Source organism: Rhodococcus sp. UFZ-B548 (assembly GCF_903819475.1).
Taxonomy (GTDB): domain Bacteria; phylum Actinomycetota; class Actinomycetes; order Mycobacteriales; family Mycobacteriaceae; genus Rhodococcus_F; species Rhodococcus_F erythropolis.
This window is the reverse complement of sequence record NZ_CAIJDS010000012.1, coordinates 95,572-118,505: the sequence shown is the minus strand read 5'-3', so window position 1 is coordinate 118,505 and position 22,934 is coordinate 95,572. Positions and strand designations below refer to the sequence as shown.

General features: G+C 62.1%; 25 protein-coding genes. 15 read left to right on the top strand and 10 right to left on the bottom strand.

Translation table 11 applies throughout. The annotated features are described in order from the left end of the window. The first annotated feature begins 4 nt into the window (after nucleotides 1-4). A complete protein-coding gene (locus H7C86_RS13385) occupies nucleotides 5-751 on the top strand; it encodes an FAD-binding oxidoreductase (RefSeq protein ID WP_003944435.1) in 747 nt (248 codons plus the stop codon). A 3-nt stretch (nucleotides 752-754) separates the two neighbouring features. On the opposite strand, the gene H7C86_RS13380 is transcribed toward H7C86_RS13385, so the two are convergent. After that, complete coding sequence (locus tag H7C86_RS13380; RefSeq protein ID WP_029254742.1) at nucleotides 755-1,915, bottom strand: globin domain-containing protein; 1,161 nt, start codon at nucleotides 1,913-1,915, stop codon at nucleotides 755-757. 235 nt (nucleotides 1,916-2,150) lie between these two features. Between H7C86_RS13380 and H7C86_RS13375 the strand changes: the two genes are divergently transcribed. Next, nucleotides 2,151-3,338: a nitric oxide synthase oxygenase gene (locus tag H7C86_RS13375; protein ID WP_182261676.1), complete on the top strand. Its 1,188-nt coding sequence runs from the start codon at nucleotides 2,151-2,153 to the stop codon at nucleotides 3,336-3,338. A 6-nt stretch (nucleotides 3,339-3,344) separates the two neighbouring features. Here the strand turns inward: H7C86_RS13375 and H7C86_RS13370 are convergent, their stop codons facing one another. Together H7C86_RS13370 and H7C86_RS13365 are read right to left on the bottom strand one after the other, a co-directional pair. Next, on the bottom strand, nucleotides 3,345-4,730 hold the full coding sequence (locus H7C86_RS13370) for a CitMHS family transporter (RefSeq protein ID WP_153210894.1): 1,386 nt from the start codon (nucleotides 4,728-4,730) through the stop codon (nucleotides 3,345-3,347). 93 nt (nucleotides 4,731-4,823) lie between these two features. Continuing rightward, nucleotides 4,824-5,831: a tripartite tricarboxylate transporter substrate binding protein gene (locus H7C86_RS13365; protein ID WP_256922207.1), complete on the bottom strand. Its 1,008-nt coding sequence runs from the start codon at nucleotides 5,829-5,831 to the stop codon at nucleotides 4,824-4,826. 179 nt (nucleotides 5,832-6,010) lie between these two features. On the opposite strand from H7C86_RS13365, the gene H7C86_RS13360 reads away from it, so the two are divergent. Both H7C86_RS13360 and H7C86_RS13355 read left to right on the top strand, forming a co-directional pair. Next, nucleotides 6,011-7,663, top strand: coding sequence for a sensor histidine kinase (locus tag H7C86_RS13360; protein ID WP_259349110.1), 1,653 nt, complete (start codon nucleotides 6,011-6,013; stop codon nucleotides 7,661-7,663). Further along, nucleotides 7,660-8,343: a response regulator gene (locus tag H7C86_RS13355; protein WP_020906624.1), complete on the top strand. Its 684-nt coding sequence runs from the start codon at nucleotides 7,660-7,662 to the stop codon at nucleotides 8,341-8,343. The genes H7C86_RS13360 and H7C86_RS13355 overlap by 4 nt, the downstream gene beginning before the upstream one ends. Before the next feature lie 24 nt (nucleotides 8,344-8,367). On the opposite strand, the gene H7C86_RS13350 is transcribed toward H7C86_RS13355, so the two are convergent. After that, nucleotides 8,368-9,942, bottom strand: a complete 1,575-nt coding sequence (locus H7C86_RS13350) for an AMP-binding protein (RefSeq protein ID WP_182261681.1) — start codon at nucleotides 9,940-9,942, stop codon at nucleotides 8,368-8,370. Nucleotides 9,943-10,164: 222 nt separating this feature from the next. Here H7C86_RS13350 and H7C86_RS13345 point away from each other — a divergent pair, with 222 nt between their 5' ends. The 5 genes from H7C86_RS13345 to H7C86_RS13325 all read left to right on the top strand — a co-directional run bounded on the left by H7C86_RS13345 (nucleotide 10,165) and on the right by H7C86_RS13325 (nucleotide 15,231). Beyond that, nucleotides 10,165-10,710: a hypothetical protein gene (locus H7C86_RS13345; RefSeq protein ID WP_020968793.1), complete on the top strand. Its 546-nt coding sequence runs from the start codon at nucleotides 10,165-10,167 to the stop codon at nucleotides 10,708-10,710. Between the two features lie 126 nt (nucleotides 10,711-10,836). Beyond that, the gene (locus H7C86_RS13340; RefSeq protein ID WP_020906621.1) at nucleotides 10,837-12,033 is read left to right on the top strand and encodes a Rieske 2Fe-2S domain-containing protein; all 1,197 of its coding nucleotides are present in this window, start codon (nucleotides 10,837-10,839) and stop codon (nucleotides 12,031-12,033) included. A 51-nt stretch (nucleotides 12,034-12,084) separates the two neighbouring features. Next, nucleotides 12,085-13,266, top strand: a complete 1,182-nt coding sequence (locus H7C86_RS13335) for an acyl-CoA dehydrogenase family protein (RefSeq protein ID WP_182261674.1) — start codon at nucleotides 12,085-12,087, stop codon at nucleotides 13,264-13,266. Nucleotides 13,267-13,305: 39 nt separating this feature from the next. After that, entirely contained in the window at nucleotides 13,306-14,217 is a 912-nt protein-coding gene (gene bphC, locus H7C86_RS13330) for a biphenyl-2,3-diol 1,2-dioxygenase (RefSeq protein WP_029254739.1), read from the top strand. Between the two features lie 231 nt (nucleotides 14,218-14,448). Next, complete coding sequence (locus H7C86_RS13325) at nucleotides 14,449-15,231, top strand: IclR family transcriptional regulator (protein ID WP_020968790.1); 783 nt, start codon at nucleotides 14,449-14,451, stop codon at nucleotides 15,229-15,231. A 1-nt stretch (nucleotide 15,232) separates the two neighbouring features. On the opposite strand, the gene H7C86_RS13320 is transcribed toward H7C86_RS13325, so the two are convergent. After that, nucleotides 15,233-15,934, bottom strand: coding sequence for a PadR family transcriptional regulator (locus H7C86_RS13320; protein WP_019749414.1), 702 nt, complete (start codon nucleotides 15,932-15,934; stop codon nucleotides 15,233-15,235). A 239-nt stretch (nucleotides 15,935-16,173) separates the two neighbouring features. On the opposite strand from H7C86_RS13320, the gene H7C86_RS13315 reads away from it, so the two are divergent. The 3 genes from H7C86_RS13315 (at nucleotide 16,174) to H7C86_RS13305 (ending at nucleotide 17,421) form a co-directional block, all read left to right on the top strand. Next, complete coding sequence (locus tag H7C86_RS13315; RefSeq protein WP_020906617.1) at nucleotides 16,174-16,674, top strand: flavin reductase family protein; 501 nt, start codon at nucleotides 16,174-16,176, stop codon at nucleotides 16,672-16,674. Nucleotides 16,675-16,789: 115 nt separating this feature from the next. Beyond that, nucleotides 16,790-17,176, top strand: a complete 387-nt coding sequence (locus tag H7C86_RS13310) for a nuclear transport factor 2 family protein (protein WP_182261673.1) — start codon at nucleotides 16,790-16,792, stop codon at nucleotides 17,174-17,176. Beyond that, entirely contained in the window at nucleotides 17,176-17,421 is a 246-nt protein-coding gene (locus H7C86_RS13305) for a hypothetical protein (RefSeq protein ID WP_020906615.1), read from the top strand. The genes H7C86_RS13310 and H7C86_RS13305 overlap by 1 nt, the downstream gene beginning before the upstream one ends. On the opposite strand, the gene H7C86_RS13300 is transcribed toward H7C86_RS13305, so the two are convergent. After that, entirely contained in the window at nucleotides 17,394-17,879 is a 486-nt protein-coding gene (locus tag H7C86_RS13300; RefSeq protein ID WP_070797228.1) for a flavodoxin family protein, read from the bottom strand. The genes H7C86_RS13305 and H7C86_RS13300 overlap by 28 nt on opposite strands. Further along, entirely contained in the window at nucleotides 17,876-18,076 is a 201-nt protein-coding gene (locus tag H7C86_RS13295; RefSeq protein WP_021334256.1) for a hypothetical protein, read from the bottom strand. Before H7C86_RS13295 ends, H7C86_RS13300 begins: the two co-directional genes overlap by 4 nt. Nucleotides 18,077-18,168: 92 nt before the next feature. Here H7C86_RS13295 and H7C86_RS13290 point away from each other — a divergent pair, with 92 nt between their 5' ends. The 3 genes from H7C86_RS13290 to H7C86_RS13280 all read left to right on the top strand — a co-directional run bounded on the left by H7C86_RS13290 (nucleotide 18,169) and on the right by H7C86_RS13280 (nucleotide 21,048). After that, complete coding sequence (locus tag H7C86_RS13290; RefSeq protein ID WP_182261672.1) at nucleotides 18,169-18,603, top strand: nucleotidyltransferase domain-containing protein; 435 nt, start codon at nucleotides 18,169-18,171, stop codon at nucleotides 18,601-18,603. After that, nucleotides 18,600-19,211 (top strand): uridine kinase, encoded by a 612-nt coding sequence (locus tag H7C86_RS13285; protein ID WP_182261671.1) that lies wholly within the window; start codon nucleotides 18,600-18,602, stop codon nucleotides 19,209-19,211. The genes H7C86_RS13290 and H7C86_RS13285 overlap by 4 nt, the downstream gene beginning before the upstream one ends. A 403-nt stretch (nucleotides 19,212-19,614) precedes the next feature. Then, on the top strand, nucleotides 19,615-21,048 hold the full coding sequence (locus tag H7C86_RS13280; protein WP_182261670.1) for an FAD-dependent oxidoreductase: 1,434 nt from the start codon (nucleotides 19,615-19,617) through the stop codon (nucleotides 21,046-21,048). Nucleotides 21,049-21,278: 230 nt separating this feature from the next. Here H7C86_RS13280 and H7C86_RS13275 read toward each other — a convergent pair whose 3' ends face one another. The 3 genes from H7C86_RS13275 to H7C86_RS13265 all read right to left on the bottom strand — a co-directional run bounded on the left by H7C86_RS13275 (nucleotide 21,279) and on the right by H7C86_RS13265 (nucleotide 22,931). Continuing rightward, nucleotides 21,279-21,719: a hypothetical protein gene (locus H7C86_RS13275; protein WP_259349109.1), complete on the bottom strand. Its 441-nt coding sequence runs from the start codon at nucleotides 21,717-21,719 to the stop codon at nucleotides 21,279-21,281. Next, nucleotides 21,716-22,018 (bottom strand): hypothetical protein, encoded by a 303-nt coding sequence (locus H7C86_RS13270; RefSeq protein WP_113682298.1) that lies wholly within the window; start codon nucleotides 22,016-22,018, stop codon nucleotides 21,716-21,718. Before H7C86_RS13270 ends, H7C86_RS13275 begins: the two co-directional genes overlap by 4 nt. An 82-nt stretch (nucleotides 22,019-22,100) precedes the next feature. Next, on the bottom strand, nucleotides 22,101-22,931 hold the full coding sequence (locus H7C86_RS13265) for a mycofactocin-coupled SDR family oxidoreductase (RefSeq protein WP_182261669.1): 831 nt from the start codon (nucleotides 22,929-22,931) through the stop codon (nucleotides 22,101-22,103). Nucleotides 22,932-22,934: the final 3 nt, after the last annotated feature.

Sequence of the window (22,934 nt, the reverse complement as noted above, 5' to 3'; positions counted from 1 at the left end):
TTTCATGGCCCAGCGAACCTGGTCGAGCACAGTCGTCGAACATCACCGTCTCCGTGAGGATCTGGCGGTTGTTCGTCTTGTCGGCGACGTCGTCCCGTTCCGACCCGGCCAGTACGTCGATGTCAGCGTCCCGCAGAATTCGCGGTTGCTCCGCCGACTCTCCCCCGCTCTGCCTCCCTCACACGACGGGAAGTTGGAGTTTCACGTCAAGACGGTTCCCGGCGGTTGGGTCAGCGGTTCGATAGTCAAGGACACCCAACCCGGTGACGTCTGGCAGATCCTCGACCCGCGCGGCAACCTGTCCGTCGACGAGAACGGCCCCACCGTCATCATGGTCGCGGGCGGAACCGGCTTGGCCCCACTCCGGTCGATCATTCTCGATCTGGCTCAGACCCCGAACCCGCCGCAGGTGTACCTCTTCTTCGGTGGCCGAACGCTTCGCGATCTTTACGCAGCGGACATGTTGTGGCTGCTCGCCGATCAGTTTCCGTGGTTGCAGCCCATTCCCGTCGTCGAAGATCTCTCCGACGGCGGCCCGCCCGACGGGTGGTTCGACCGTTTGAACGTCGACATCGGATTCGGCGACGACCATCTCATCGAAGGCACGCTCGCCGACGTCGTCGCGTCGTACGGTGCGTTCACCGAACATCAGGTCTTGGTGTGCGGATCAGCGGCCATGGTTCGATCGACGCGTGATCGATTGATCGAGGCCGGAACGCCGGCCGAGGTCATTCAGTTCGATCCGTACTGACGGTCAGTACGTCGGATCATTGCGAACGGTGTCGACGTCGATGCCCACCGCGCGAAGCCTGAATTTGGTGCTGTTGACCATGGATTCACTGCCGACGACCTGGATGTCGTAGCCCGCCCAGTCCCCGAACGAGGTCACGACCTTACCGACCTTGCCGACGATGCGCCTTGCCATGCCGATCGGCGGCAGCGGTTCCGGTTCGGTGTGCCACCACGGATTCTCGTCTTCTTCCGAGACCGGGATGATCGTGAGCCACGGGTGCTTCTCGGCCAGCTTCCACAGATGAGGAAGGTCGTAGAGATCGCACGGATGCTGTCCGGAGTAGAACAGTTGGACCTTGCGAGTGTTGCCGCGTCGGATCAGTTCGAGGATCTGAGCGCGAAGAGGCGCGACACCTGTTCCCGACGCGATCATCAAAAGGTCCTTGGAGTTCTCCGGAATCCCCAGGGCGCCGATGGGCGAACCGACCACCCAGGTGTCACCGACAGCGGTTTGGTTCACCATGACCGGGCTGACCCACCCGCCGGTGACCTGACGAACGTGGAACTCGAGGACTCCAGTCCCGTCGTACGGCGTGGCCGGTGAGAGGTAGCGCCACATCCGCGGCCTCGCGGCGACCTGCACGCTGACGTACTGACCGGCGCGGTATTGCATAGTCTGGTCGAGTTGCAGCCTGACGACGGCGACGCCCTTGATGACCGGGCGGCATTCGATGACGGTGGCACTCCAGGCGGGCGGGCCGTCCTCCGCGTTGGCGGCGTCCATCATCGCTGCCGAGATGATCGCGAGCGCGTTGCGCCATGCGCTGTCGACCTCGTCTGTCCACATTTCGGCGCCACCGAAAGTCTCGAGTGCTTCGATCAGGGCATTGCCGACTGCCGTGTAATGCTCGTCGGTGACGCCGTACTTGCGGTGATCGCGGCCGAGCTGCGCGAGGTACTCGAGTATCGCGTCGGACTCGTCGAGGCGTTCGACGACGTGAGCGATAGCGCCGACAAGCCGGTCCCGCTGCACATCCATCGCCGCCGGAAAGAACTCCCGCGTTTCGGGCGATCGAGCGAACAGGATCGAATAGAAGGTACGGGCGAGCCGTTCCGGACCATCTTCTACCGCAGCGACGGATTTGAAGCTCGACCGGACCAGAGAGATTGCTTGCGAATCCACGCTCATCCTCGTCCCGACTAGACGCGGCAAGACCCGCCGCGGAATTTCGTCTGCAGCTTATGTCACAAATGTCTGACTCGTAAATCATTCTGGACAAGTGTCACAATGCGACCCCATTTCGCGGTGTGACCGTCCCTTTCTTATTCTTGCGTGCAAGATAAACAAGAGCTTCGACACTCTCAATCGCCGAGCTAACGTTCAGCGAAATCTCAACCAGCCAAACAGGAGTCGTGCCGTGGATTTTGTTCGACAGGACGAATTGCCCACCGATAGCGGGCTTACGTCCCAGATCGCCTCCACCACCCCGACGCTGACCGAGCTTCAACGTCGGGAACTCGAGTGCGTCGAATTTTTCGACTCTCCGGAACTGGGCCACCTCCCGACGTCTCGGCGGCGCGAGGCCTTGCGTGAGCTCCACCGGACCGGTACCTACACGCACACAGCGGAGGAATTGCTCGTCGGCGCCAAACTCGCCTGGCGAAACCACGCCAGGTGCGTCGGTCGCGCGCATTGGCGGACCCTCAAACTCATCGACGCGCGCGATGCCGTCACGGCTTCCGCTCTCGCAGAAGCGTGCTGGGAGCACCTGCGACTGTCGACCAACGGCGGCGCTCTGCAGTCCGTCGTGACGGTCGGGCCGCTTCCCCGCGAGGACGGCCAGGAGTACCGCATCCTCAGCCCGCAACTGATCCGCTACGCCGGCTACCGGCAACCGGACGGCACCATCCTGGGCGACCCGTGGCACGTCGATCTCACCGCTCAGGTCACCGCGATGGGATGGAAGGGCGCCGGTACGGCGTTCGACGTTCTCCCCGTGCTGATTTCGGTTCCCGACGAACCCCTGCAGTACTTCGACGTCCCGACCGACCTCGTTCTCGAGGTCGAGATCGAGCATCCCGAATACAGCTGGTTCGCTGATCTGGGGCTTAAATGGCATGCCGTTCCCGCGGTCTCGGACATGAACCTCGACATCGGCGGAATCGTTTATCCCTGCACACCGTTCAGCGGTTGGTACGTCAGCACCGAGGTCGGTGCACGCAACTTCAGCGACACCGACCGCTACAACATGTTGCCGACCATCGGGGCGATGATGGAGCTCGACACGAGCCACGACCGCACGCTCTGGAAGGACCGTGCACTGGTCGAACTGAACCGTGCAGTTATCCACAGCTACCGCAAGGCCGGCGTCATCATGGTCGACCATCACACTGTCGCAAAGCAATTCATCGATCACATCGCGCGTGAGGACAAGGCCGGGCGCAAGTGCCCGACCGACTGGTCATGGGTGAACCCGCCCATGTCCAGCTCGCTCACGCCGACGTTCCACCGCCTGTACGACGAGCCCGATCTCGACATCCGGCCCAACTTCGTGACAAAAAAGAAGAAGGGCACCGACCAAGGCCGGTGCCCCTTCCACAACTGATCGCACTCAGAAGGGGATCTGCCCCAATCCGACACCGACCACGAGCATCGTGATCGAGATCAGGCCTGCTCGCCACAGGACCTTCTTGTGGTGATCCGCCAGAGAAACACCGGCGAGCGTGACCAGCAGCAGGATCGCCGGGACCAGCGGACTCTGCATGTGCACGGCCTGCCCGGTGATCGAGGCGCGCGCCATCTCCACCGGCTCGATGCCGTACTGGGCTGCCGTCTCGGACAGCACCGGCAGCACACCGAAGTAGAACGCGTCGTTGGTCATGAAGAACGTGAGCGGAATGCTCAGGACGCCCGTGATGACGGCCAGATGCGGGCCCATCGCGTCGGGAATGACCTGGAGCAGCCACTCTGCCATCGCCTCGACCATGCCGGTTCCCTGGAAAACGCCGGTCAGCACCGCTGCTGCCAGGACCATCGCGACAACGGAGACGATGCTCGACGAATGGCGTGCGATTGCTTCGCCCTGATCCTTGACCGCCGGGAAGTTGACCGCGAGAGCGATCGACGACGCAATCATGAACAGCACCGGGATGGGCAGGATGTCCATCACGAGCACGACGAGAAGGATCGTCGTCAGCGCGGCGTTGAACCAGAGCAGCTTCGGTCGCAAGGTGTCCCGCTTGGGGTCGAGGCCGTCGATGAATCGTCCGGTGTCGCCGCCGTCGTCTTCGGAGTCGTTCGAGCCGCCGGTGCCGGCGCTACCGGCGCTGGAACTTCCACCGTTTCCGACCTTTTCGAGGATGCGCTCAGAAGTCAGGACCAAAGTCCCGATCCTGCGACGCTCCATGATCCCGAGGTGAATCGCGAATCCGAGCACCATGATCAGGCCGACGATCAACGACGGCACCATCGGGACGAACACGTCGGAGGGCGAGAGTCCCAGCGCGCTAGCCGCCCGCACGGTCGGGCCACCCCACGGAATGATGTTCATCGTCGCGTTGGACAAGCCGGCGATCACCGTCAGTACAACGGGACTGACACCGAGTTTGAGGTAGAGCGGCAGTAGCGCGGAGGTCACGATGATGAAGGTCGTCGAACCGTCTCCGTCCAGCGAGACCACCATCGCGAGCACCGCGGTGCCGACCACGAGCCGCATCGGATCGTCTCGCACCATCCGCAAGATGAGTTTGACCAGCGGATCGAAGAGGCCGACGTCGATCATGATTCCGAAGAAGATGATCGCGAAAAACAACAGCGCCGCGGTGGGTGCGAGCGACTTGATGCCGTCGGTGATCATGTCGCCGATGCCGAGGCCCGCTCCGGCGAGTAGTCCGAAGGCCACCGGCACCAGGGTCAGTCCCACCACCGGGGTCGCGCGTTTGGTGAGGATCAGGAACATGAACACCGCAACCATGAGGAAGCCGAGTGTGACGAGCATGATGAACTCCTTTTGTGCTGAGTTGCCGAGAAAAACGGCACGGCAAATCGAGCCGGTGGCCTTCGTGGAGATGAAACGAAACTTCGGTTGTGCTCAGTTGGTGCCGGGCGGATCGAGTGTCGCGTCGACGAACCGGGATTGTTCGGCGAGGAAGGCAGAGAACTCGGGTTCGGTGAGAACTGCGCTGTTCCAACCATTTCGGTCGGACAGCTCGTTCCACCGTGGACTTGCCGCCAGATCCCGCACTAAATTCTGTAAATGCTGACGCTGGTCGTCACTCAATCCGGGGGGCGCCATGAGACCCCGCCAGTTGGTGAACGTGACGTCGACGCCCGACTCCGCCATGGTCGGTGCATCCACCGCCGGAGTGCGCTCCGGCGAACTGACCGCAAGGACCCGAACCGTGCCTGCCGCAATCTGATCCAGGTACTCCCCGATACCGGTGGCGGCGACGTCGACCTGCCTGGTCAGCAGCGCCGGAAGCAGCTCTCCGCCGCCGTCGTAGATTCGGTAAGGGGACAGCGACGGATCGACGCCGACCGCCCGTGCGAACAGAAGGCGGAACAGCCCGTCCGGTCCGCCTTCACTCGAACCACCACCGATCGAGATCGACGACGGATCCGCCACCCAGGACTGCGTCAGATCTGCCAGAGTTTTGTAAGGCGAATCTGCTGGGACCAGTACAGCTTCCGGCTCTTCGACCAGTCTCGCGATCGGTGTCACGTCGGAAAGGGTGTGCTCGGACGGCAGTATCTCGAGCGAACCGAGAACGCCGAGTCCCATGACCATGAGTAGATCGGGATTTCCGCGTTCGAGAGCCAACCGGTTGAGTCCGACGATGCCACCCGATCCGGGCAGAACAACGACGTCGGCGTCGACGGTCCCTTCGTCGGCCAGTGCCTGCACCATGGTCCGGGCGGTCAGGTCGTAACCACCACCGGCCACCGAGGGCACCAGTACACGCAGTTCTTCGGAAGTCTCACCCGCTCGACCACCGGCGAAGAAGGACTCGACCGGAGTGCATCCGGTCGAGAGCACGAGAGCCATCGCGCAAGCACCGAGCAGGGCGATATGCCTGCTCAGTCGCTTCGATGTCCTCATGGCCTTGTCCTTGTCTGCTGGCTGTCTACTGGCTGTCTGCTGGTACCGCTGTGTGAACAGGTTTCATACTGACGCACTTTGTGACTGGGGTCACCATTGGGAAAGCAAATTGATTTGTGCTCATTGTGCTCACGAACAACTGCTTTCCCGGCATCGAACCGAAGGCTAGGGTCTGGCTGGTGTCCTCAGGAAACGAGCAGGCCGAGCGAGAGCGCAAGTCGCCTCTGCGTGAGCGCCTGTTTCGGCGCCGGCACACTCTGGCGACCCAACTTCTCGAACTGCAACTTCTGATCGTCGTCGCAGTTCTCGTGTGTGTCACCGCCCTCTCTCTCGCTCAGTCGTCTGCGAGTTTCCAACGCGAGGAGGGACGTCGCGCACTCTCGGCAGCGGAATCACTCGCAGCCAATCCAGCGGTACGTGAACTACTCCCCCAGGCACAGACTCGTCTCCGCTCCGGACTACAAGGTTCGGTCGACTCGGTGCGCGCAATCTCGGGCGTCACCTACGTCTCGCTTGCCGACGCCGACGGCAGTGTCGTCATTTCGACGCGTCCCGGTGATGTCGGCGTCGACGCACGTCAGACACAGGATCGGTCATGGACGGGTTTGGTCGACACGTCCTCCGGCAAGGCAGTGGAAGCGCACGTTCCGATTCTCGGCAGCGAAGGAGGGATCACCGGAACCGCGATCGTCGGCATCGAGTACCCCTCGATCTGGACGCGGCTGCTGCAGTCTGCACCGAACCTCCTGGTATACCTCGCGGTGGCCTCGCTTCTCGGGGGCGTCGGTTCGATCCTGTTGGCCCGCAGGGTCAAACGGCAGACTCTCGGCATGGAGGCTCGCGAGATCCTGGATCTGGTTCGCCAACGTGAGGCGATGCTGCGTGGCCTCAAGGAAGGTGTCATCGCATTCGACGCGCAGGGAAAGGTGGTGCTGATGAGCGACAGTGCCCACCAACTCCTCGACATCCCACGCGGGAGTGCCGGTAGATCTGTGCGGGACCTCGGTCTCGACGACCGACTCCAGAGTGTACTGACCTCCGGCACAACCGAATCCGATCAGTTGGTTCTTGTCGGAGATCGACTACTCGTCCTCAACACCGTCTTGATCGAATCGAAAGGCCGCACCATCGGGTCGGTCACCACCTTCCGCGACCGCACCGAATTGCGCTCCGTGGAAGAAGAACTCGACGTGACCAAAACCAGCACGGACGCGCTACGCGCCCACATCCACGAGTTCGACAATCAGTTGCACACCATTTCCGGCCTCATCCAGCTCGGCGAGTACGACGAGGTGGTCGGCTACGTCGAGGGCCTGACCATGGAGCGCGCACAGGTCAGTGCAGCCGTGACCGACAAGATCGCCGACGTCGGCACTGCCGCACTCGTGATCGCCAAGATAGGTGCCGCTGCACAGGGATTGGTCACCGTGGAACTGACCTCGGACACGCACCTGGACTCGGTTGATCGCCGACTCGGCCGAGACCTCGTGACGGTGGTCGGAAACCTCGTCGACAATGCCGTCGACGCTGTCGGTGAGATGCCGGAAGCGTCGCGCCGCAAGGTTCGATTGTCGGTTCGGGGCCGTGGCACCGCAGTCGAAGTGCGGGTCGAGGACGCCGGCCCCGGTATCGCGCCGGAGAATCGCGACAGGGTTTTCGGCCAGGGCTGGAGCACCAAGGGACAATCGAGCGACGGACACGGTTTCGGCTTGGCACTGGTACGCCTGACGTGTCGTCGACGCGGTGGCGACGTCACCGTGAGTAGTCGTTCGACAGAAGGCATCGAATGGACTGTATTCACCGCAGTCCTACGCGACGGAGAGGGCGCATGATCCGGGTACTGGTGGTCGACGACGACTTCATGGTGGCGAAGGTGCACAGCGGATTCGTCTCGCGGATAGACGGTTTCGAAGTGTGTGGCGTCGCCCATTCGGCCGAGGCCGCGCTGGCCGCAGTCGGTGAGTTCCAACCCGACCTGGTGCTTCTCGACGTCCACCTGCCTGGCACCACCGGACTCGATCTGATCGCCCCGTTTCGCGAGCTGGCACCGGAGCTGGATGTTCTTGTCATCACGAGTGAGCGCGAGGCCGGCTCGGTCAAGAAGGCGCTGCGCAGCGGCGTCGTGCATTACCTGATGAAGCCATTCACGTTCGAGGTTCTCCGTGAGCGTCTCGAGCGTTACCGATCGACATACGCGAATCTCGACAGCTCCGGCGAAGCAGAACAGACAGCAGTGGACGAGGCCTTCGGTGTGGCAGGTGGCGCGCCCGGGGCGTCGTCCCACAAAGGTTTACCCAAGGGACTCAGTCCCGAGACTCTTCTGTTGGTCGAGACAGCTCTGCGAGACGACACCGAACCCGCCTCGGCAACAGACATTTCCGAGAGAGTCGGTATCTCGCGCGCGAGCGCGAGGCGCTACCTCGAGTACCTCTACGAGTCCGGGCGGTCCACCACCTCGCTGAAATACGGAGTGGTGGGCCGCCCGGAGCGTCGTTACGTCTGGAAACGCTGACCCTTCGCTACACGACGCTGGTTCCTAGACTGCGCGGGCGCTGGTCTCCCAGTACCGCGCGCGCAGTGCCTTCTTGTCCAGCTTGCCCAACGGCGTCAACGGGAGTGAATCCACGAAGTCGATGCTCTTGGGAGCGTGAACCGAACCCTTGGCTGCCTTCACCTTGTCGACCAGTTCCTCGGTGTCCACGGCCAGTCCGGCACGAAGCACCACGCAGGCCTTGACGGCTTCGCCCCACTTGTCGTCCGGCACACCGACTACCGCCACCGATGCGACGGACGGGTGCGCCGAGATCACGTCTTCGATCTCGCGCGGGAACACGTTGAAACCACCGGTCACGATCATGTCCTTCTTGCGATCGACGATGGACATGAACCCGTCCTTGTCCTTACGTGCGATGTCGCCGGTGTGCAGCCAACCCCCACGGAACGCCTCGGCGGTTTCGGCCGGCTTCTTCCAGTAGCCCTTCATGATCAGCGGGCCGCGCACGCAGATCTCACCGAGCTCTCCCTGCGGCACCTCGTTGAGGTCGTCGTCGAGCAACCGGACGTCGAGCCATGGCACCGGCCGCCCACAGGTCGCGAGGCGGGCCGGATCGTCGGCGAGGTGTTCTTCCTTGCGCAGCACCGAGATTGTCATGCCGCACTCGGTCTGACCGTAGAACTGGAAGAAGATCTGACCGAACTTCTTGATGCCCTCCTGCAATCTGGCCGGGGACATCGCGGACGCTCCGTAGAACAGCGTCTGCAAACTCGATACGTCACGCTTGGGCAGATCGGGGTGGTCCATGAGCATGTAGATCATGGTGGGCACCAACATGGTTGCCGTGATCTTGTGCTTCTCGATCGCCTCGAGCACGGCCCCCGGTTCGAAGGCGGGCAGGACGATCAGAGCGCCGCCGCGCAGCAAAGTCGGGATGAAGAACGCCGCGCCTGCATGTGAGAGTGGCGTGCAGATGAGAAAGCGGTTGTCCTCGGGCCACTGCCACTCCGACATCTGGATCTGATTGAGCGCTGCACCCGAACGGAACGATCCCACAACACCTTTGGGCTTTCCGGTCGTTCCACCGGTGTAGACCATGCTGCTGGCGTCTTCGGCATCGACGTGCGCTGCCTTCAGCGGCGCAGGCTCGAATGTCGCGGCCAGAGCAAGGATGTCGATCCCCACTTCGGACGGGCCCATCGAGAGCACGTTGGTCAGCGAAGGCGACGACGCCTTCAACTCGGCGGCACGATCTTCGAAGGCATTGGGATCGAAGATGAGGGTCTCGATCTCGGCGTCGTCGACGATGTACTTGTGGTCGTCGAGCGATCCCATCGGGTTCAGGGCACTCGCCCGGCAGCCGGTGATCATGGTCGCGCCCATGCTGATCAGCACCTCGGGGCGGTTCTTCGACAGCATCGCGGTGCTGGTGCCCTGAGTGATTCCCAGCGACGCGAGAGCCTGGGCGAAGCAGCTGATCTGATCGCGCATCTGCCCTCCGGTGAGGATCACGTCTCCGAGGTACAGCGCAGGCTTGTCGTGATTGCGTTCCAGAGCGGTGATGAGCAGGTCCGGACGGTATACCGGTCGGTGCAGGTCAGCGAACTCGTCTGTCATCTGGTCTTCCTTCTGCTCGGCGCGTGCAGTCATCGAGATGTGCTCCCGGTCACGGATACGATATCCAGAATTGCACAAAACTGGAACAGGTTCCACCTCTTCGATCGAATCCGAGAATGCTCCCGATCAGCGGGAAGCCCGTCGTCACCCGCGAGAGCGGTGGTTAGCGTCGATGTACCCACCGAGACGACAGCGTCTCGGTCGCGTCCAACGGAGAGTGTCATGACTACCAACCTCGGTACCGCCCACTTCACGGCATCTGCTCCCCGTACGTCCACCACGCTCCTCTCGGATTTCGACTCGCTGTACGGCACCGTGCGCTCGGCACCCGACGGGTCCGTCGTCGAACAGGACGTCGTGTTCTTCGGGCGCCCTGACCCGGGCGCACTGCTCACCGGATCCGTGAGGCCGCTGGGCTCGACTCTCGAGCGGATCACCGAATACCACGACCAGACCGGGCATCTGGTTGCCGAGGTCTTCGTCCGGGAAGCCCCGACAGCGGGCACCGGAACCGATTCCGTTGCTGCCCTTGCCGATTTCGCCGCTCGTCGTTACGGTTCGGCGTCGCTACGACGGTTCCGCGGACGTTGCACCGCAACTTCCGCGGGAGCAGATCTGAACTGCTCCGTGACGGTGCTCGCTACGTACGAGAAGGACCACGAGAGCGTCGCCGACGTAGCTCTGGTCGCCACCGATCCCACCGGGGTCGTCACCGCTCGGGCCTGGGCGACTTACGCGATCGACGATGTGGCGACACTCGCGAGCTGAATCTCTGCAGGTCACCGAGCGGGTGTTCCATCCAGCGGGAACTGCCGTATCTCCAGAGGACGCTTCGTCGTTGTATGAGACGGATCACATCACTGGAGCGTCGCAAGACGCGGCTCGGAGGAAGACATGGCACTCGGAACCGGCCCACTCACCACTACGGACGCCTCGACGCAGTCGGGCGCCGGCGAGGAAATTCGAGAAATCGAAGCGGCAGCGCCCCCGGCGCGGTTCGCGCGTGGATGGCACTGCCTCGGACTGAGCAATACCTATCGCGACGGTCAGCCCCACCAGATCGAGGCATTCGGCACCAGCCTTGTCGTCTTCGCCGACAGCAAGGGCGACATCAAGATTCTCGACGCCTACTGCCGCCACATGGGTGGCAACCTCGCTCACGGAACCGTCAAGGGCGATTCGATCGCCTGCCCGTTCCACGACTGGCGTTGGGGCGGTAACGGAAAATGTACGGCGATCCCCTACGCACGACGCGTTCCGCCGCTGGCCAAGACGCGGGCGTGGACCACACTCGAGAAGAACGGTCAGCTGTTCGTCTGGCACGATCCCCAGGGAAATCCCCCGCCCGCCGAGGTCACGATTCCCGACATCGAGGGCTTCGGAAGCGATGAGTGGAGCGACTGGAGCTGGAACACGCTCACCATCGAAGGCTCGCATTGCCGCGAGATCGTGGACAACGTCGTGGACATGGCCCACTTCTTCTACGTTCACTACTCGTTCCCCAAGTACTTCAAGAACATCTTCGAAGGTCACGTAGCGAGCCAGTACATGGAATCGGTGGGACGCGAGGACATCATCAGCGGCACCAACTACGGCGATCCCAACGCTGTTCTTCGTTCGGATGCTTCGTATTTCGGTCCGTCGTACATGATCGACTGGATCAAGAGCGAAGCCAACGGGCAGATCATCGAAACTGTATTGATCAACTGCCACTACCCCATCTCGAACAATGCCTTCGTGTTGCAGTACGGCGCGATGGTCAAGAAGCTTCCCGGTATGGACGACGAGTCCACTGCCGCGATGGCCGCGCAGTTCACCGAGGGCGTCGAGATGGGATTCCTTCAGGACGTGGAGATCTGGAAGAACAAGGCCCCGATCGACAACCCGCTGCTCTCGGAGGAGGACGGCCCGGTTTACCAGCTGCGGCGCTGGTACAACCAGTTCTACACCGATGTCGAGAACGTCACGGAAGACATGACGAAGCGCTTCGAATTCGAGATCGACACTACCCGCGCAGTGGAGAGCTGGAAGCGGGAAGTCGCCGAAAACGTTGCCGCACGTGACGCCCAGGCGCTCGAGACAACCTCCTGATTCGCAGTCGAAAACACTGCTGAGACAACCTGACTGAACGCAAGGAACAACATGACGTACGAAGTGCTCGAACAGATCAACGCGATGGCCGACGACATCTTCGCCGAAGGCATCGAGGCCGAGCAGATCGGCCGGGTGGCCGACGACACCGCCAAGAAGATGAAGGCAATCGGTTCCATCCGCATGCTCCAACCCAAGGAACACGGCGGAATGGAGGCGCATCCTCGCGAGTTCGCCGAGACCGTGATGCGCATGGCTTCGCTCAATCCCTCGGCCGGCTGGGTACACGGGATCGTCGGAGTTCACCCGTGGCAGCTCGCGTTCGCCGATCCCAAGGTGCAGCAGGAGATCTGGGGATCGGATCCCGACACCTGGATGGCATCGCCGTACATGCCCGGCGGAATGTGTATCCCCACCGACGGCGGCTACAAGTTCTCCGGCCGCTGGCAGTTCTCCTCCGGCACCGACCATTGCGACTGGGCATTCCTCGGTGCGATGGCGTGCGACAAGGACGGCAACATGGAGATGCCGCCGCGCATGCTCCATGTGATCATTCCGCGCACCGACTACGAGATCATCGAAGACTCGTGGGATGTCATGGGACTTCGCGGCACCGGCTCCAAGGACCTCGTGGTCAAGGATGCGTACGTCCCCGATTACCGCGTCATGGACTGCGACGAGGTCATCGACGGAACGGCGGTGCGCAAGTACGGGCGCACCGAGACGCTGTACCTGATGCCGTGGTCGAACATGTTCCCCCTCGGTATCACCGCCGCCACCATCGGCATCTGCGAGGGAATGCTCTTCCACGCCAACGAGTACCAGGCCGATCGCATCAACGCACAGGGCACGGCAGTCAAGGACGACCCGTACACCTTGTTCGCCATCGGTCAGGCAACTGCCGACATCCGGGCAGCCCGCGACACCCTGCTGGCCAACGTCGACCGCATGTGGGATCGAGTGGATGCCGGCAAGGAAGTGACCTTCGAGCAGCGGGCCGAGGGACGTCAGACTCAGGTGCAGGCCGCGTGGCGCGCAATCAACGCGATCGATCAGGTCTACCCGCGCTGCGGCGGCAACGCACTGCGGATGGACAAGCCGCTGCAGCGATTCTGGCGCGACGCTCACGCGGGACAGCACCACGCAATTCACGTGCCGGGCACTGTATTCCACGCCGCCTCACTGAGCCGTCTCGGCGCAGATCCGCAGGGTCCGCTGCGGGCGATGATCTGATCAGACTTCGACACAAGAAATCGACAGGAACAGAACACGATGACACACACTGACATCAAGGGACTTGGCTACGTCAAGATCTCGACCAACGACATGGCACGTTGGCGCACTTTCGCTTTCGATGTTCTCGGATTCGCCAAGGGCAGTGGGCCGGACGAGAACGCTCTCTACCTACGGCTCGACGAGCGTGCTGCTCGCATCGTCGTCGTCGAGGGTGAGCGCGACGAGATCGTCAACATCGGTTGGGAGGTCGCCGATCACGCCGCACTGCGCCGCGTTCAGGAGGCCCTCGAAAAGAACGGCACCGAGGTGGAGCAGCTTTCGCTCGCCGAAGCGGACGCTCGACGGGTCGAAGAGGTCATCGCCTTCACCGATCCCGGTGGAGCAGCCATCGAGGTCTTCCACGGCGCGATCCTCGACCACAGCCCCGTGGTGACGCCCTTCGGCGCTCGATTCGTCACCGGCGCACAGGGTCTCGGCCACGTCGTGCTCCCGGTGATGGACAGTGCTGCGAGCTTCGACTTCTACACCGAGGTGCTCGGCTTCTACCCGCGCGGCGCCTTCCGCCTGCCGGCCCCGCCCGAATTCGGGCCGCTGCGAATCCGTTTCATGGGCGTCAACGAGCGTCACCACAGCTTGGCCCTGTGCCCGGCACCGCACGGCGGCGCACCCGGCCTGATTCACATCATGGTCGAGGTCGACACCCTCGACGCCGTCGGCCAGGCTCTCGACCGAGTGATGAAGGACGGATTCTCCGTGTCGTCGACCCTGGGTCGCCACACCAACGACAAGATGATCTCCTTCTACGTCCGCGCACCCGGCGGCTGGGACATCGAGTTCGGCACCGAGGGCGCGAAGGTGGATCAGGACTCGTACTCCTCCGAGGAGATCACCGCTGACAGCTACTGGGGCCACGACTGGTCCGGAAGCGAACCGCTGGCAGCTATGTAATACCTGCCGGTGACGATGTACTACCTGCCGGTGACGATGTAGTACCCGCCGGTAGTAAACCGACGAAGGGGCTTGCGCGAGCATTCGCGCAAGCCCCTTCGTCGTTTCCACCGTGACGCGCCCGAAAACAGACCGGTGATCCACTTCACAAATCCACAACTCTATGACACTATTTCTAATTGAAATAGCCAGTTCACTGGTTGTGGAGCTCTAAGAGAAGTGAGGTACACGATGACACTGCAGGCTGTGGATGCTTTAGGCGCCGATTCGGCCCCGACAGCAATTCTCGATCGCGTCTCGCTGGTTCTCGACGCCTTCGACGGTCCCGGCAGGTTGACGCTCGCTCAGGTCGTTCGGAGCACGGGCTTGCCACGCTCGTCTGCCCACCGCATGCTCGAACGTCTCGTCTCGATGCGTTGGCTGCGCCGCGACGGCCGCGACTACGAACTCGGTATGCGCCTCGTCGAACTGGGATCGCTCGCGGTTCATCAAGACCGCCTCCACGCTGCAGCCATGCCGCTCCTCCACGAGCTCTACCGCGTTACCGGCTTCGTGGTTCACCTCGGCATCCTCGACGGGCCCGATGTGGTCTACATGGAGAAGATCGGCGGACGCCTCGCTGCCGCGGTGCCGACGCGTGTCGGTGGTCGACGCCGGGCCGAGACCACTGCGATCGGTCAGGCACTGCTTGCATTCGGTTCGCCGAAGTCCTCGGGCTACGCACTGCCCCACCTCGCCAGGATTCGCGAATCAGGGGTGGCATTCGAAACCGGAAACGGCCTACCGGGATTCAGCTGTCTTGCGGCACCGATCGGCCCCATCGGCCGCGCTGTTGCCGCGGTATCCATCTGCGCGCCGTCGAAGGCTCTCCGACTCGACCACGTCAGCGCAGCGCCGGTTCGGATGGCGGCCGCTGCCATTTGGCGTGGCATCGACGGCGGATCGCTGAGCGTCACTCCGACGTTGCAGCGTCGTCACCTGCTGCGCAACATGCCGACCGCGGCCGGGGCCTGACTCAGATATTCGAGCCGTTGCCGGTGAGACCGGCTTGCTCGAGCGCCAACACGTACTCCTCGACGTTCTTCCATCTGCCAGGCGTCGAGGGCAACGGCGATCCCAGTCGGTCGTGCTCGGCGACGTTCGCGAACTCGGCGGACGCACGATCGATGTCTTCGAGTAGTTCGCGAGCAAGTTCGATCTCGGCTCGGAAGTACCGTTCCGACCATCGCAACGTCATGACCGGGAACGACCAGGCCGGCTCGTTCTCGGCATGATCTGCGTGGAGTTTCGCGCGTCGAATCTGCTCTTCGACGTTGGCGATATGGGCTTCGACCAGTGCCTTCAGTCGCTCGGGTTCGTTGAGGTGTCCCATCCACAGACGCAACATCACGCCGTGCTTGAGCACCGGGACTTCCACCGGCGCCTCCCGTGACCACGTCCGGACGGCGTCGGTTCCTGATTGGGTGATCGAGTAGAGGCGCTTGCCCCGCACCCCGGGCTCGGAAACGACCCGGGACTCCACGAATCCGATGCTTTCGAGCTTCTTCAGCTCTGCGTAGACCTGGCTGATGGACGGGCTCCAGTAGAAGAAGCCGACACTCCAGTCGGCCCACTTCTTCAAATCGTTTCCGGTCAGTTCCTCCCCGAACGTCAGCATCCCGAGCACTGCCCAGCTGGTAGCGGGAAGTCCTCGGGACACGTCATCAGGTTCGGACATGCCCGAAGTCTAACAATCACTGGTGATTTGCTGGTTTCGTAGAATCCGAACGGACCGCTGAGCGGGATCAAATTTGCCCGAGACCCCTCCACCTGACACTCGGTCGGTCCGAACCCGTGGCGAGAAGCCATTGCTGCCATTGAGTGGGACTGCCGCTGGATTACGACCGCGGCGCCACACATCGTTGCTTCTGAAGCTGTTTGCAGAGTTTTGAACAGAGATTTGAACAAGGAGACGACATGACCGTGGAAAACGCCGAGCCGCCAGTTCTGGACGGACGCACACTTCGCAACGTGATGAGCAATTTCTGCACTGGCGTCACCGTCATCACCGCTCACGATGGAGACTCACCCCTCGGCTTCACCTGCCAGTCTCTGGTCTCGGTATCGCTCGATCCCCCGTTGCTTTCGTTCTGCCCGGCGAAGACGTCGACAAGTTGGCCGAAGCTTCGCGAATCCGGAACTCTCTGCATCAATGTTCTCGCCCACGATCAGCAGGACATGTGTTCGGCGTTCGCTCGCGGCGGGACCGACAAGTTCCTCGGCGTCGAGTGGGACGCGGCCGGCAACGGCGCTCCGGCGCTCAGCGGCGCACTCGCTCGCATCGAGGCCACCGTCGAGCAGGAGCACGACGCCGGTGATCACACCATCGTCGTCGCACGCATCACCGATCTGAACGTGCTGCGCCACGACGGTCCGCTTCTGTTCTACCGCGGCGGCTTCGGACGCTTCGACGCCTGAATTTCTTGCGGGCCGTCCCGCTGCGTGGGAGATTGCGACGCCGAATCGAGACGGCACCGATAGCGTCCGAAGTAGTTGTCAGACCCTGAACTTCTCGACTGATCGGACTAACTCGATGACCACTCTCGAATCAGACACCACGGCCACGATCACGGCGACGGTTACCACCTACCTCGACGCCGTGGCTCGCGGATCGTCAGCGGACATCGCCGCCCTCTACGCCGAGAACGCGACACTCGAAGACCCGGTCGGCAGCGAACCCCGTGTCGGCAAAGCGGCGATCACCGAGTTCTACGGCGCTCTCGAGGGCGGTTCGCAAGAGACGGAGCTTCTCACCTTGCGGGTGAGCGGATCCAGCGCGGCCTTCCACTTCCGCGTCGTCACACCGGTGGGCGATCAGGTCTACGAGGTCGAACCGATCGACGTCATGACTTTCGACGCGGACGCCAAGATCACGAGCATGCGCGCGTTCTGGTCACCGGCCGATCTGATTGCACGCTGATGCGTCAGGTCAGCTGTCGGAACTGCGGAAACCGCGTTCTGGTCGAGAAATACAGCGAAGCGCACACCAGCGTTCAATGGCTCGAAGAGTCGCAAGTGGTGTGCCCGGAACTGGGGCGTGAGAACGGTCGAGCCAACGCTCAGCGGACGTGTGGCGCTCTGCGTCAGACGATCAACGACCTTGCCGACGCCGGTGAGCTGGAGATGAGCCTGCGCAGCTACCCGGTGCCGGGCAAGCTGTCCTGAACGCTTTCGCGTAGGACTTCGGCGAACGTGCGCGCCGATTCCAAGTCGTCGGCGTTCGGCCGCCCCTTCCGGATACCTCCGAACGGCTTGAACGGAAAATACGTATCCCACGCGCGGGACGAGAAGGCTGCGACCACATCGAAGCCCTTCTGCTCGAGCAGCTGAACCAGTGGACGCGAGAAGCGATGAATCCCCTTGTCGGGAAAACCACTGGTGGCGAAGACAAAAGCCTTGGATCGCCGTTCTTCGGGGAGTGCCTCGATGAACGAGCGTAGATCTTCGTGGTACGAGCGTAGGTAGATGCCGGAGCCGAAGCCCACCAGGTCGTAGTCGGCGAGCTGCGCGGCGTCGATGTCACCGGGCTCGACCACGCGAGCATCGAGAACTTCTCCGATGACGTCGGCGATACGCTTCGTATTGCCATGGGAGACAGAGGTACACACGATGATTGCCTTCATCGACTGCCTTCTTTCGTCGCTGTGTGTGGGACGCCATCTACGTTCTCGCGCAGGTAGATCCAGGTGATGAATCCCCCGCAGATTGCAAAAATCACGGCGACAACCGAATATGCGTCGAGCGGAAACCCAGTCCAGATCAAGCCTGCAACAAGGACCATCGCACCAACAGCCAGACCTGCCGATACTTCCTTGGACATACGCATCCCTCCCCTGGTTCATCACTGCCAGTTCCAGGATAGAGGTACCAGCGAAGCTACGGACAGCCGTGACGGTGGGGAATGATGCCGGTATGTCAGCACGATTGAAAGGACGTAGGCGCGCGGTCAACGCTTTGCTCGTCGACGTCGAACGATGGGCCGGTGAACACGACGGAGTCAAGGCTCTAGCGCTGGTCGGGTCCTACGCGCGCGGCGCGGAGCGTATGGCGAGTGATCTTGATCTGATGATCCTGGCCGACGACGCGAACGCGCTCGCAAGTGAAGACTGGTTCGTGCGGCTCCGCCCCGACGCGCGATTCATCGGAGTCGCAAACTGGGGGCCAGTTCGAGAACGACGCTTCCGCCTACGGTCCGGCCTCCTCGTCGAGCTGAATTTCGCGAGCGAGAGCTGGGCGGACGTTCCGCTCGACGCGGGTACTCGACGTGTTCTCGAAGACGGTCACCGAATCCTGTACGACACGGGGCCTCTTCGTGTCGCTGCGAGTGCAGTAGGAATTGATCGATGAGCACTGCGTCGGTCTTCAAAACCTTAGCCGCCGAAATATCCGCGTTGCGCGGCTCGCCTCTCGTCGCGATCGACGGTGTCGATGGGAGCGGCAAGACGACATTCGCGAAAAGCATTACAGCGCAGCTGAATGCACGCACAGCCATCGTGATTCACGTCGATGACTTTCTGAATCCGCCGGAGATTCGTCATCGTAGAGGTCGGCAATCACCGGAAGGCTTCTGGCTCGACAGCTACGACTACGACGCCCTCGAACGACATGTTCTCGATCCGTTGGGGCCGGGCGGGAGCAGAAGGTACCGACAACGGCGGGACAGCGACGCGTACCTGCATGCAGCCGATGGAGCGATAGTCCTTGTCGAAGGACTCTTCCTGCATCGAGACGAACTCGCCGAACGATGGGACTATTCGATCTTCCTCGATGCGCCCTTCGAGGAGACCGCGCGGCGCATGAACCTTCGCGACGGAACGAACGCGGATCCGGATCATCCTTCGATGAACAGATATGTGGGCGGGCAACGGCTTTACTTCGCCGCTGCAAAACCCTGGACCCGAGCCGACTGCGTCATCGACAACTCCGACCCGGGCATGCCGCGCATCCACTCCTGATATCGCGTCGAGATCGCGAGCGATACTCGTATTCCGCCATCCCTCCCGGCCTGGGAATTCTCCCGAACGTCGTGAGAAGTCGAGTAGGGTTTCTCAATGACGTCACCAACCGCCTCCCGCATCAGAACTCTGAACTGGATCGCATTCGGGATCGGGATTCTGCTGACTGCCCTCGCAATTTACGATCTCGTTCAAGGCGAGCGTTCAACGAGTGTATGGATCGCCGTTGTGTGTTGGCCGATTGTCGCAACACTCAGTGCGGTCCAGCTATTCAAGTCGAGACCCAACAGCTGAGTACCTGATGTGCACCCACTGATCCTCAGGCGAATGTCCGGAACAGGCCTTCTCTCGCTCACCGGGAAGGCACGTATGAGGCGCCACCATCCGACCATAGCTTTGTGACATGGACAACAACGTCGATGTCATTGTCATCGGATCGGGCGCTGCCGGATCCGCCGCAGCACTCCAAGCACACGCTGACGGCGCGTCGGTGGTGATTCTGGAGAAGAGTGGACGCGATGCCGCGGGCGGCAACACTCGACTGTCCGGTAGTGGATGGTTCGTCAACCAGGACCCGGCTGCCGCCCGAACCTTCCTGCGTTCGTTGAACGGATCGTTCATCGTTGCCGACGACGTCATCGACGCCTGGGCAGAGAATACGCAAGGACTGTCCGACTGGCTCCGCAGTCTGGGTGCAACTGTAGCGATGACCGGCGATTTCCATTCCACGGCGGAGTACGGCGAACTCGACGGAAGTTCTTGTTACGCAGGGATGGATACCATCGAAGGGAAGATGGGCAATGAACTTCTCTACCGCTTCCTCGTTTCCGCTCTCGCTGAACGCGGCATCACACCTCTTTTCGACACCGAGGCCACCAGACTCCTGACGGATGAATCCGGAGCGGTGACCGGAGTCGAGATCCGTTCGGGTGAACAAACTTCGCAGATCCATGCGCGCCGAGGTGTCATCCTTGCCACCGGAGGTTTCGAAGCAAATCCGGCCATGGTGCGCGATTACCTACGCCTGGAGAATCCGAAGATCTGGGGCTCACCTTCGGCAACCGGCGACGGCCACCGGATGGCACAGGCAGTGGGCGCGGATCTATGGCACATGAACAACATGATGACCATTACGGGAATCCCCGGCGACCTCGAAAATCCGACTGGATTCTTCCTCGCACTGTGGAACGCGCACAACTATGTGTTCCTCAGCCGGGAAGGTCGACGCTTCACCGACGAGTCAGCCGAAATGCGGCACGGTCATGTGTTCAGAGAGGGTTCCTACCAACACTTTCCGGTGCAACCGATGAACATTGTGTTCGACGAGACGATGAGGTTGGCCGGGCAGCTGAGCCCCGGTCGCGACGCACTGCCCGTCGGACACATGGTCCTCGACGAAGGGTACGAGTGGAGTTCGGACAATCAAGCCGAGATCGACAAGGGTTGGATCGTCAAAGCGGACACGCTTGCCGAACTCGCCGGGAAGCTCGGCTTGGACCCCGCCGTCGTGGAAACAAGTGTGCACCGCTACAACGAGGCGTGCGCGGACGGCGTAGACCATTCCTTCGGCCGCAATCCGGATACTTTGGCCCCGGTGGCTACCGCTCCGTTCTACGCCGTCTCCGGGCCGCCACTGCTGGGATGGAGTAGCGGTGGGCCGCGCCGCGACGGTCATTCCCGCGTCCTCGACACCGCCGGTAGCCCGATTCCGGGGCTGTATGCGGCGGGCGCAGTGAGTTCCACCTACAGCGCGGCGAAGGACGGTGGATTCCATATTGCCGACGCCTTCGCGTTCGGTCGTGTTGCCGGCGCCCATGCTGCCGCGCGTAAAGCTTGATATCGCCGGCCTTTCGACTGACTAGCCACGCACAATTACGTGGCTGGTCAGTTGTGGTCGATCGTCACGCAGATGGACCCTCTGCGCCGGATGAAACCGAGATTCGTAGCGGGACGCTATCGCCTCGGCGGTCCCGTAATAGCTCACATCGCGCGGGCGTACCTTCGCACGCCGCAAGGACTCGTCGAAGCTGGCTTCAACCCAGATGCGTAGGTCGAACTGATCTCGCATCAGTCCGCGAAAAGCAGCACTCCCTCGACGATTACAATGGCGCGATCCGGGACTCGGGGCTTCGATACCACCGATTCGTCTGTCTCCGGATCAGTCGAGACGTAGGAAATTTCGGTAACTTCGGCCGACCGCAGCGGCACCATCACACGGCTACTCAGGTTCGAATAGTCGTACGCATCCTCGAGATACCCACGCACCGTGTCAGGATTTTTGTTCCGGATCGCTTTCGCAGTCGAGAACTCGTCGCCACGGATCATGATCACGTCATGGCCCGACGTCGAGATCCCGTCAGCCAACTCGTCTGCGATCGTCGATTTTCCGGATGCCTCGATTCCTGAAATCCCGACGATAGTGCGTCCGAGGCGATCTTCGTGGCAGCGTACGACGTGTTCGACGAGAGAACCCGAATCATCTGCCCCGAAGGTTGTCTGTCGCTTCACACCCGAGCGGCCTTGACCTCGTCGAAGAACGCGACGACGGCGGCTTCGTTCTCCGGCGGAACGGTGAGCGATGCCCGTGGACCCGCTACCGCGATGGAGTCGTCGGCGAGCCGGTTTCCAATGGTGAGTTTCAATCCCGATTTCGACGGTTTCGCCTTCACCGCAATGTGTTCGACATGCCAGCGAGCCACTTCGCTCGTGCTCGCGGCGGTGCGGTCGAAGACCTCCACCGTGCGGTGGTCGAGGACCATGACGATGTTGGTCCCGACGGTGACTTCCAGATAGCGTCGTTCCGCCACGGTGTGCGCCTTTCGGTTAGGTGAAACCGACGCTACACACCGTGGCGGAACCCAGCGCGACAAACCTCAGCTATTCAAAACTTCAGCGGGACGAACTCCCCGCATCCACCGGCAGGGCGACCGACGTGATGTAGCGGGCCTCGTCGGACGACAAGAACAGTGCCGCATTCGCTACGTCCACCGGTTCGATCCACGGAATGGCAAGCATGTTCATCGTCATCGCCGCCGCAGCGAATTCCTCGCGCGTCGGGTTCTCGAGATCGGGGCGGAACTTGCCGCGCACCAACGGGTTCTGAATCATCGGGGTGTCGACGTTGGTGGGATGGACAGTGTTGACCCGCACGTTGTGCGGCGCCAATTCCTTTGCCAGCGAACGCATCAGACCAACGACTCCATGCTTGGCTGCAGTGTAGTGCGCAACTCCGACCAGCCCCCGCAATCCGGCGATGGAACTGGTGAGTGTCATCGATCCCCCACCTCGCGCGATCAAGTGCGGCGCCGCAACCGTCGTGGTGTGCCACACCCCGGTCAGGTTCACGTCCAACATGGTCTGCCACATCGTTTCCGACATCGTCAGAGCCCCGTCGGAGGACGTGATACCAGCTGTAGCGCACACGATGTCGAGTCCGCCGAGCGCTTCGACCCCCGAGTCCACCGCGCTGCGTAGTGCCTCGAGATCCCGAACGTCCACTACCGCAGATTCGACCTTTCGCCCCAGTGCCTCGATCTGGGCTACCGTCTCGGCGAGATCGGATTCCGACGAGGGCGGGGTGACTGTCGTTTCCACCGACGCGCACACGTCGATCGCGATGATGTCCGCACCTTCTTCGGCGAATCGCACGGCCTGAGCCCGGCCGATTCCTCGTGCCGCACCCGTGATCAGCGCGATCTTGCCTTCCAATCGAGAAGTCATCAA

Excerpts from the sequence above, each read along its gene's own strand:
- H7C86_RS13290 (WP_182261672.1), top strand. The coding sequence starts at position 18,169 with ATGTCAGCACGATTGAAAGGACGTAGGCGCGCGGTCAACGCTTTGCTC.
- H7C86_RS13280 (WP_182261670.1), top strand. The coding sequence starts at position 19,615 with ATGGACAACAACGTCGATGTCATTGTCATCGGATCGGGCGCTGCCGGA.
- H7C86_RS13315 (WP_020906617.1), top strand. The coding sequence starts at position 16,174 with ATGACCGTGGAAAACGCCGAGCCGCCAGTTCTGGACGGACGCACACTT.
- H7C86_RS13295 (WP_021334256.1), bottom strand. The coding sequence starts at position 18,076 with ATGTCCAAGGAAGTATCGGCAGGTCTGGCTGTTGGTGCGATGGTCCTT.
- bphC (WP_029254739.1), top strand. The coding sequence starts at position 13,306 with ATGACACACACTGACATCAAGGGACTTGGCTACGTCAAGATCTCGACC.
- H7C86_RS13340 (WP_020906621.1), top strand. The coding sequence starts at position 10,837 with ATGGCACTCGGAACCGGCCCACTCACCACTACGGACGCCTCGACGCAG.
- H7C86_RS13345 (WP_020968793.1), top strand. The coding sequence starts at position 10,165 with ATGACTACCAACCTCGGTACCGCCCACTTCACGGCATCTGCTCCCCGT.
- H7C86_RS13285 (WP_182261671.1), top strand. The coding sequence starts at position 18,600 with ATGAGCACTGCGTCGGTCTTCAAAACCTTAGCCGCCGAAATATCCGCG.
- H7C86_RS13300 (WP_070797228.1), bottom strand. The coding sequence starts at position 17,879 with ATGAAGGCAATCATCGTGTGTACCTCTGTCTCCCATGGCAATACGAAG.
- H7C86_RS13320 (WP_019749414.1), bottom strand. The coding sequence starts at position 15,934 with ATGTCCGAACCTGATGACGTGTCCCGAGGACTTCCCGCTACCAGCTGG.
- H7C86_RS13325 (WP_020968790.1), top strand. The coding sequence starts at position 14,449 with ATGACACTGCAGGCTGTGGATGCTTTAGGCGCCGATTCGGCCCCGACA.
- H7C86_RS13370 (WP_153210894.1), bottom strand. The coding sequence starts at position 4,730 with ATGCTCGTCACACTCGGCTTCCTCATGGTTGCGGTGTTCATGTTCCTG.
- H7C86_RS13365 (WP_256922207.1), bottom strand. The coding sequence starts at position 5,831 with ATGAGGACATCGAAGCGACTGAGCAGGCATATCGCCCTGCTCGGTGCT.
- H7C86_RS13265 (WP_182261669.1), bottom strand. The coding sequence starts at position 22,931 with ATGACTTCTCGATTGGAAGGCAAGATCGCGCTGATCACGGGTGCGGCA.
- H7C86_RS13350 (WP_182261681.1), bottom strand. The coding sequence starts at position 9,942 with ATGACAGACGAGTTCGCTGACCTGCACCGACCGGTATACCGTCCGGAC.
- H7C86_RS13305 (WP_020906615.1), top strand. The coding sequence starts at position 17,176 with ATGCGTCAGGTCAGCTGTCGGAACTGCGGAAACCGCGTTCTGGTCGAG.
- H7C86_RS13310 (WP_182261673.1), top strand. The coding sequence starts at position 16,790 with ATGACCACTCTCGAATCAGACACCACGGCCACGATCACGGCGACGGTT.
- H7C86_RS13385 (WP_003944435.1), top strand. The coding sequence starts at position 5 with ATGGCCCAGCGAACCTGGTCGAGCACAGTCGTCGAACATCACCGTCTC.
- H7C86_RS13335 (WP_182261674.1), top strand. The coding sequence starts at position 12,085 with ATGACGTACGAAGTGCTCGAACAGATCAACGCGATGGCCGACGACATC.
- H7C86_RS13355 (WP_020906624.1), top strand. The coding sequence starts at position 7,660 with ATGATCCGGGTACTGGTGGTCGACGACGACTTCATGGTGGCGAAGGTG.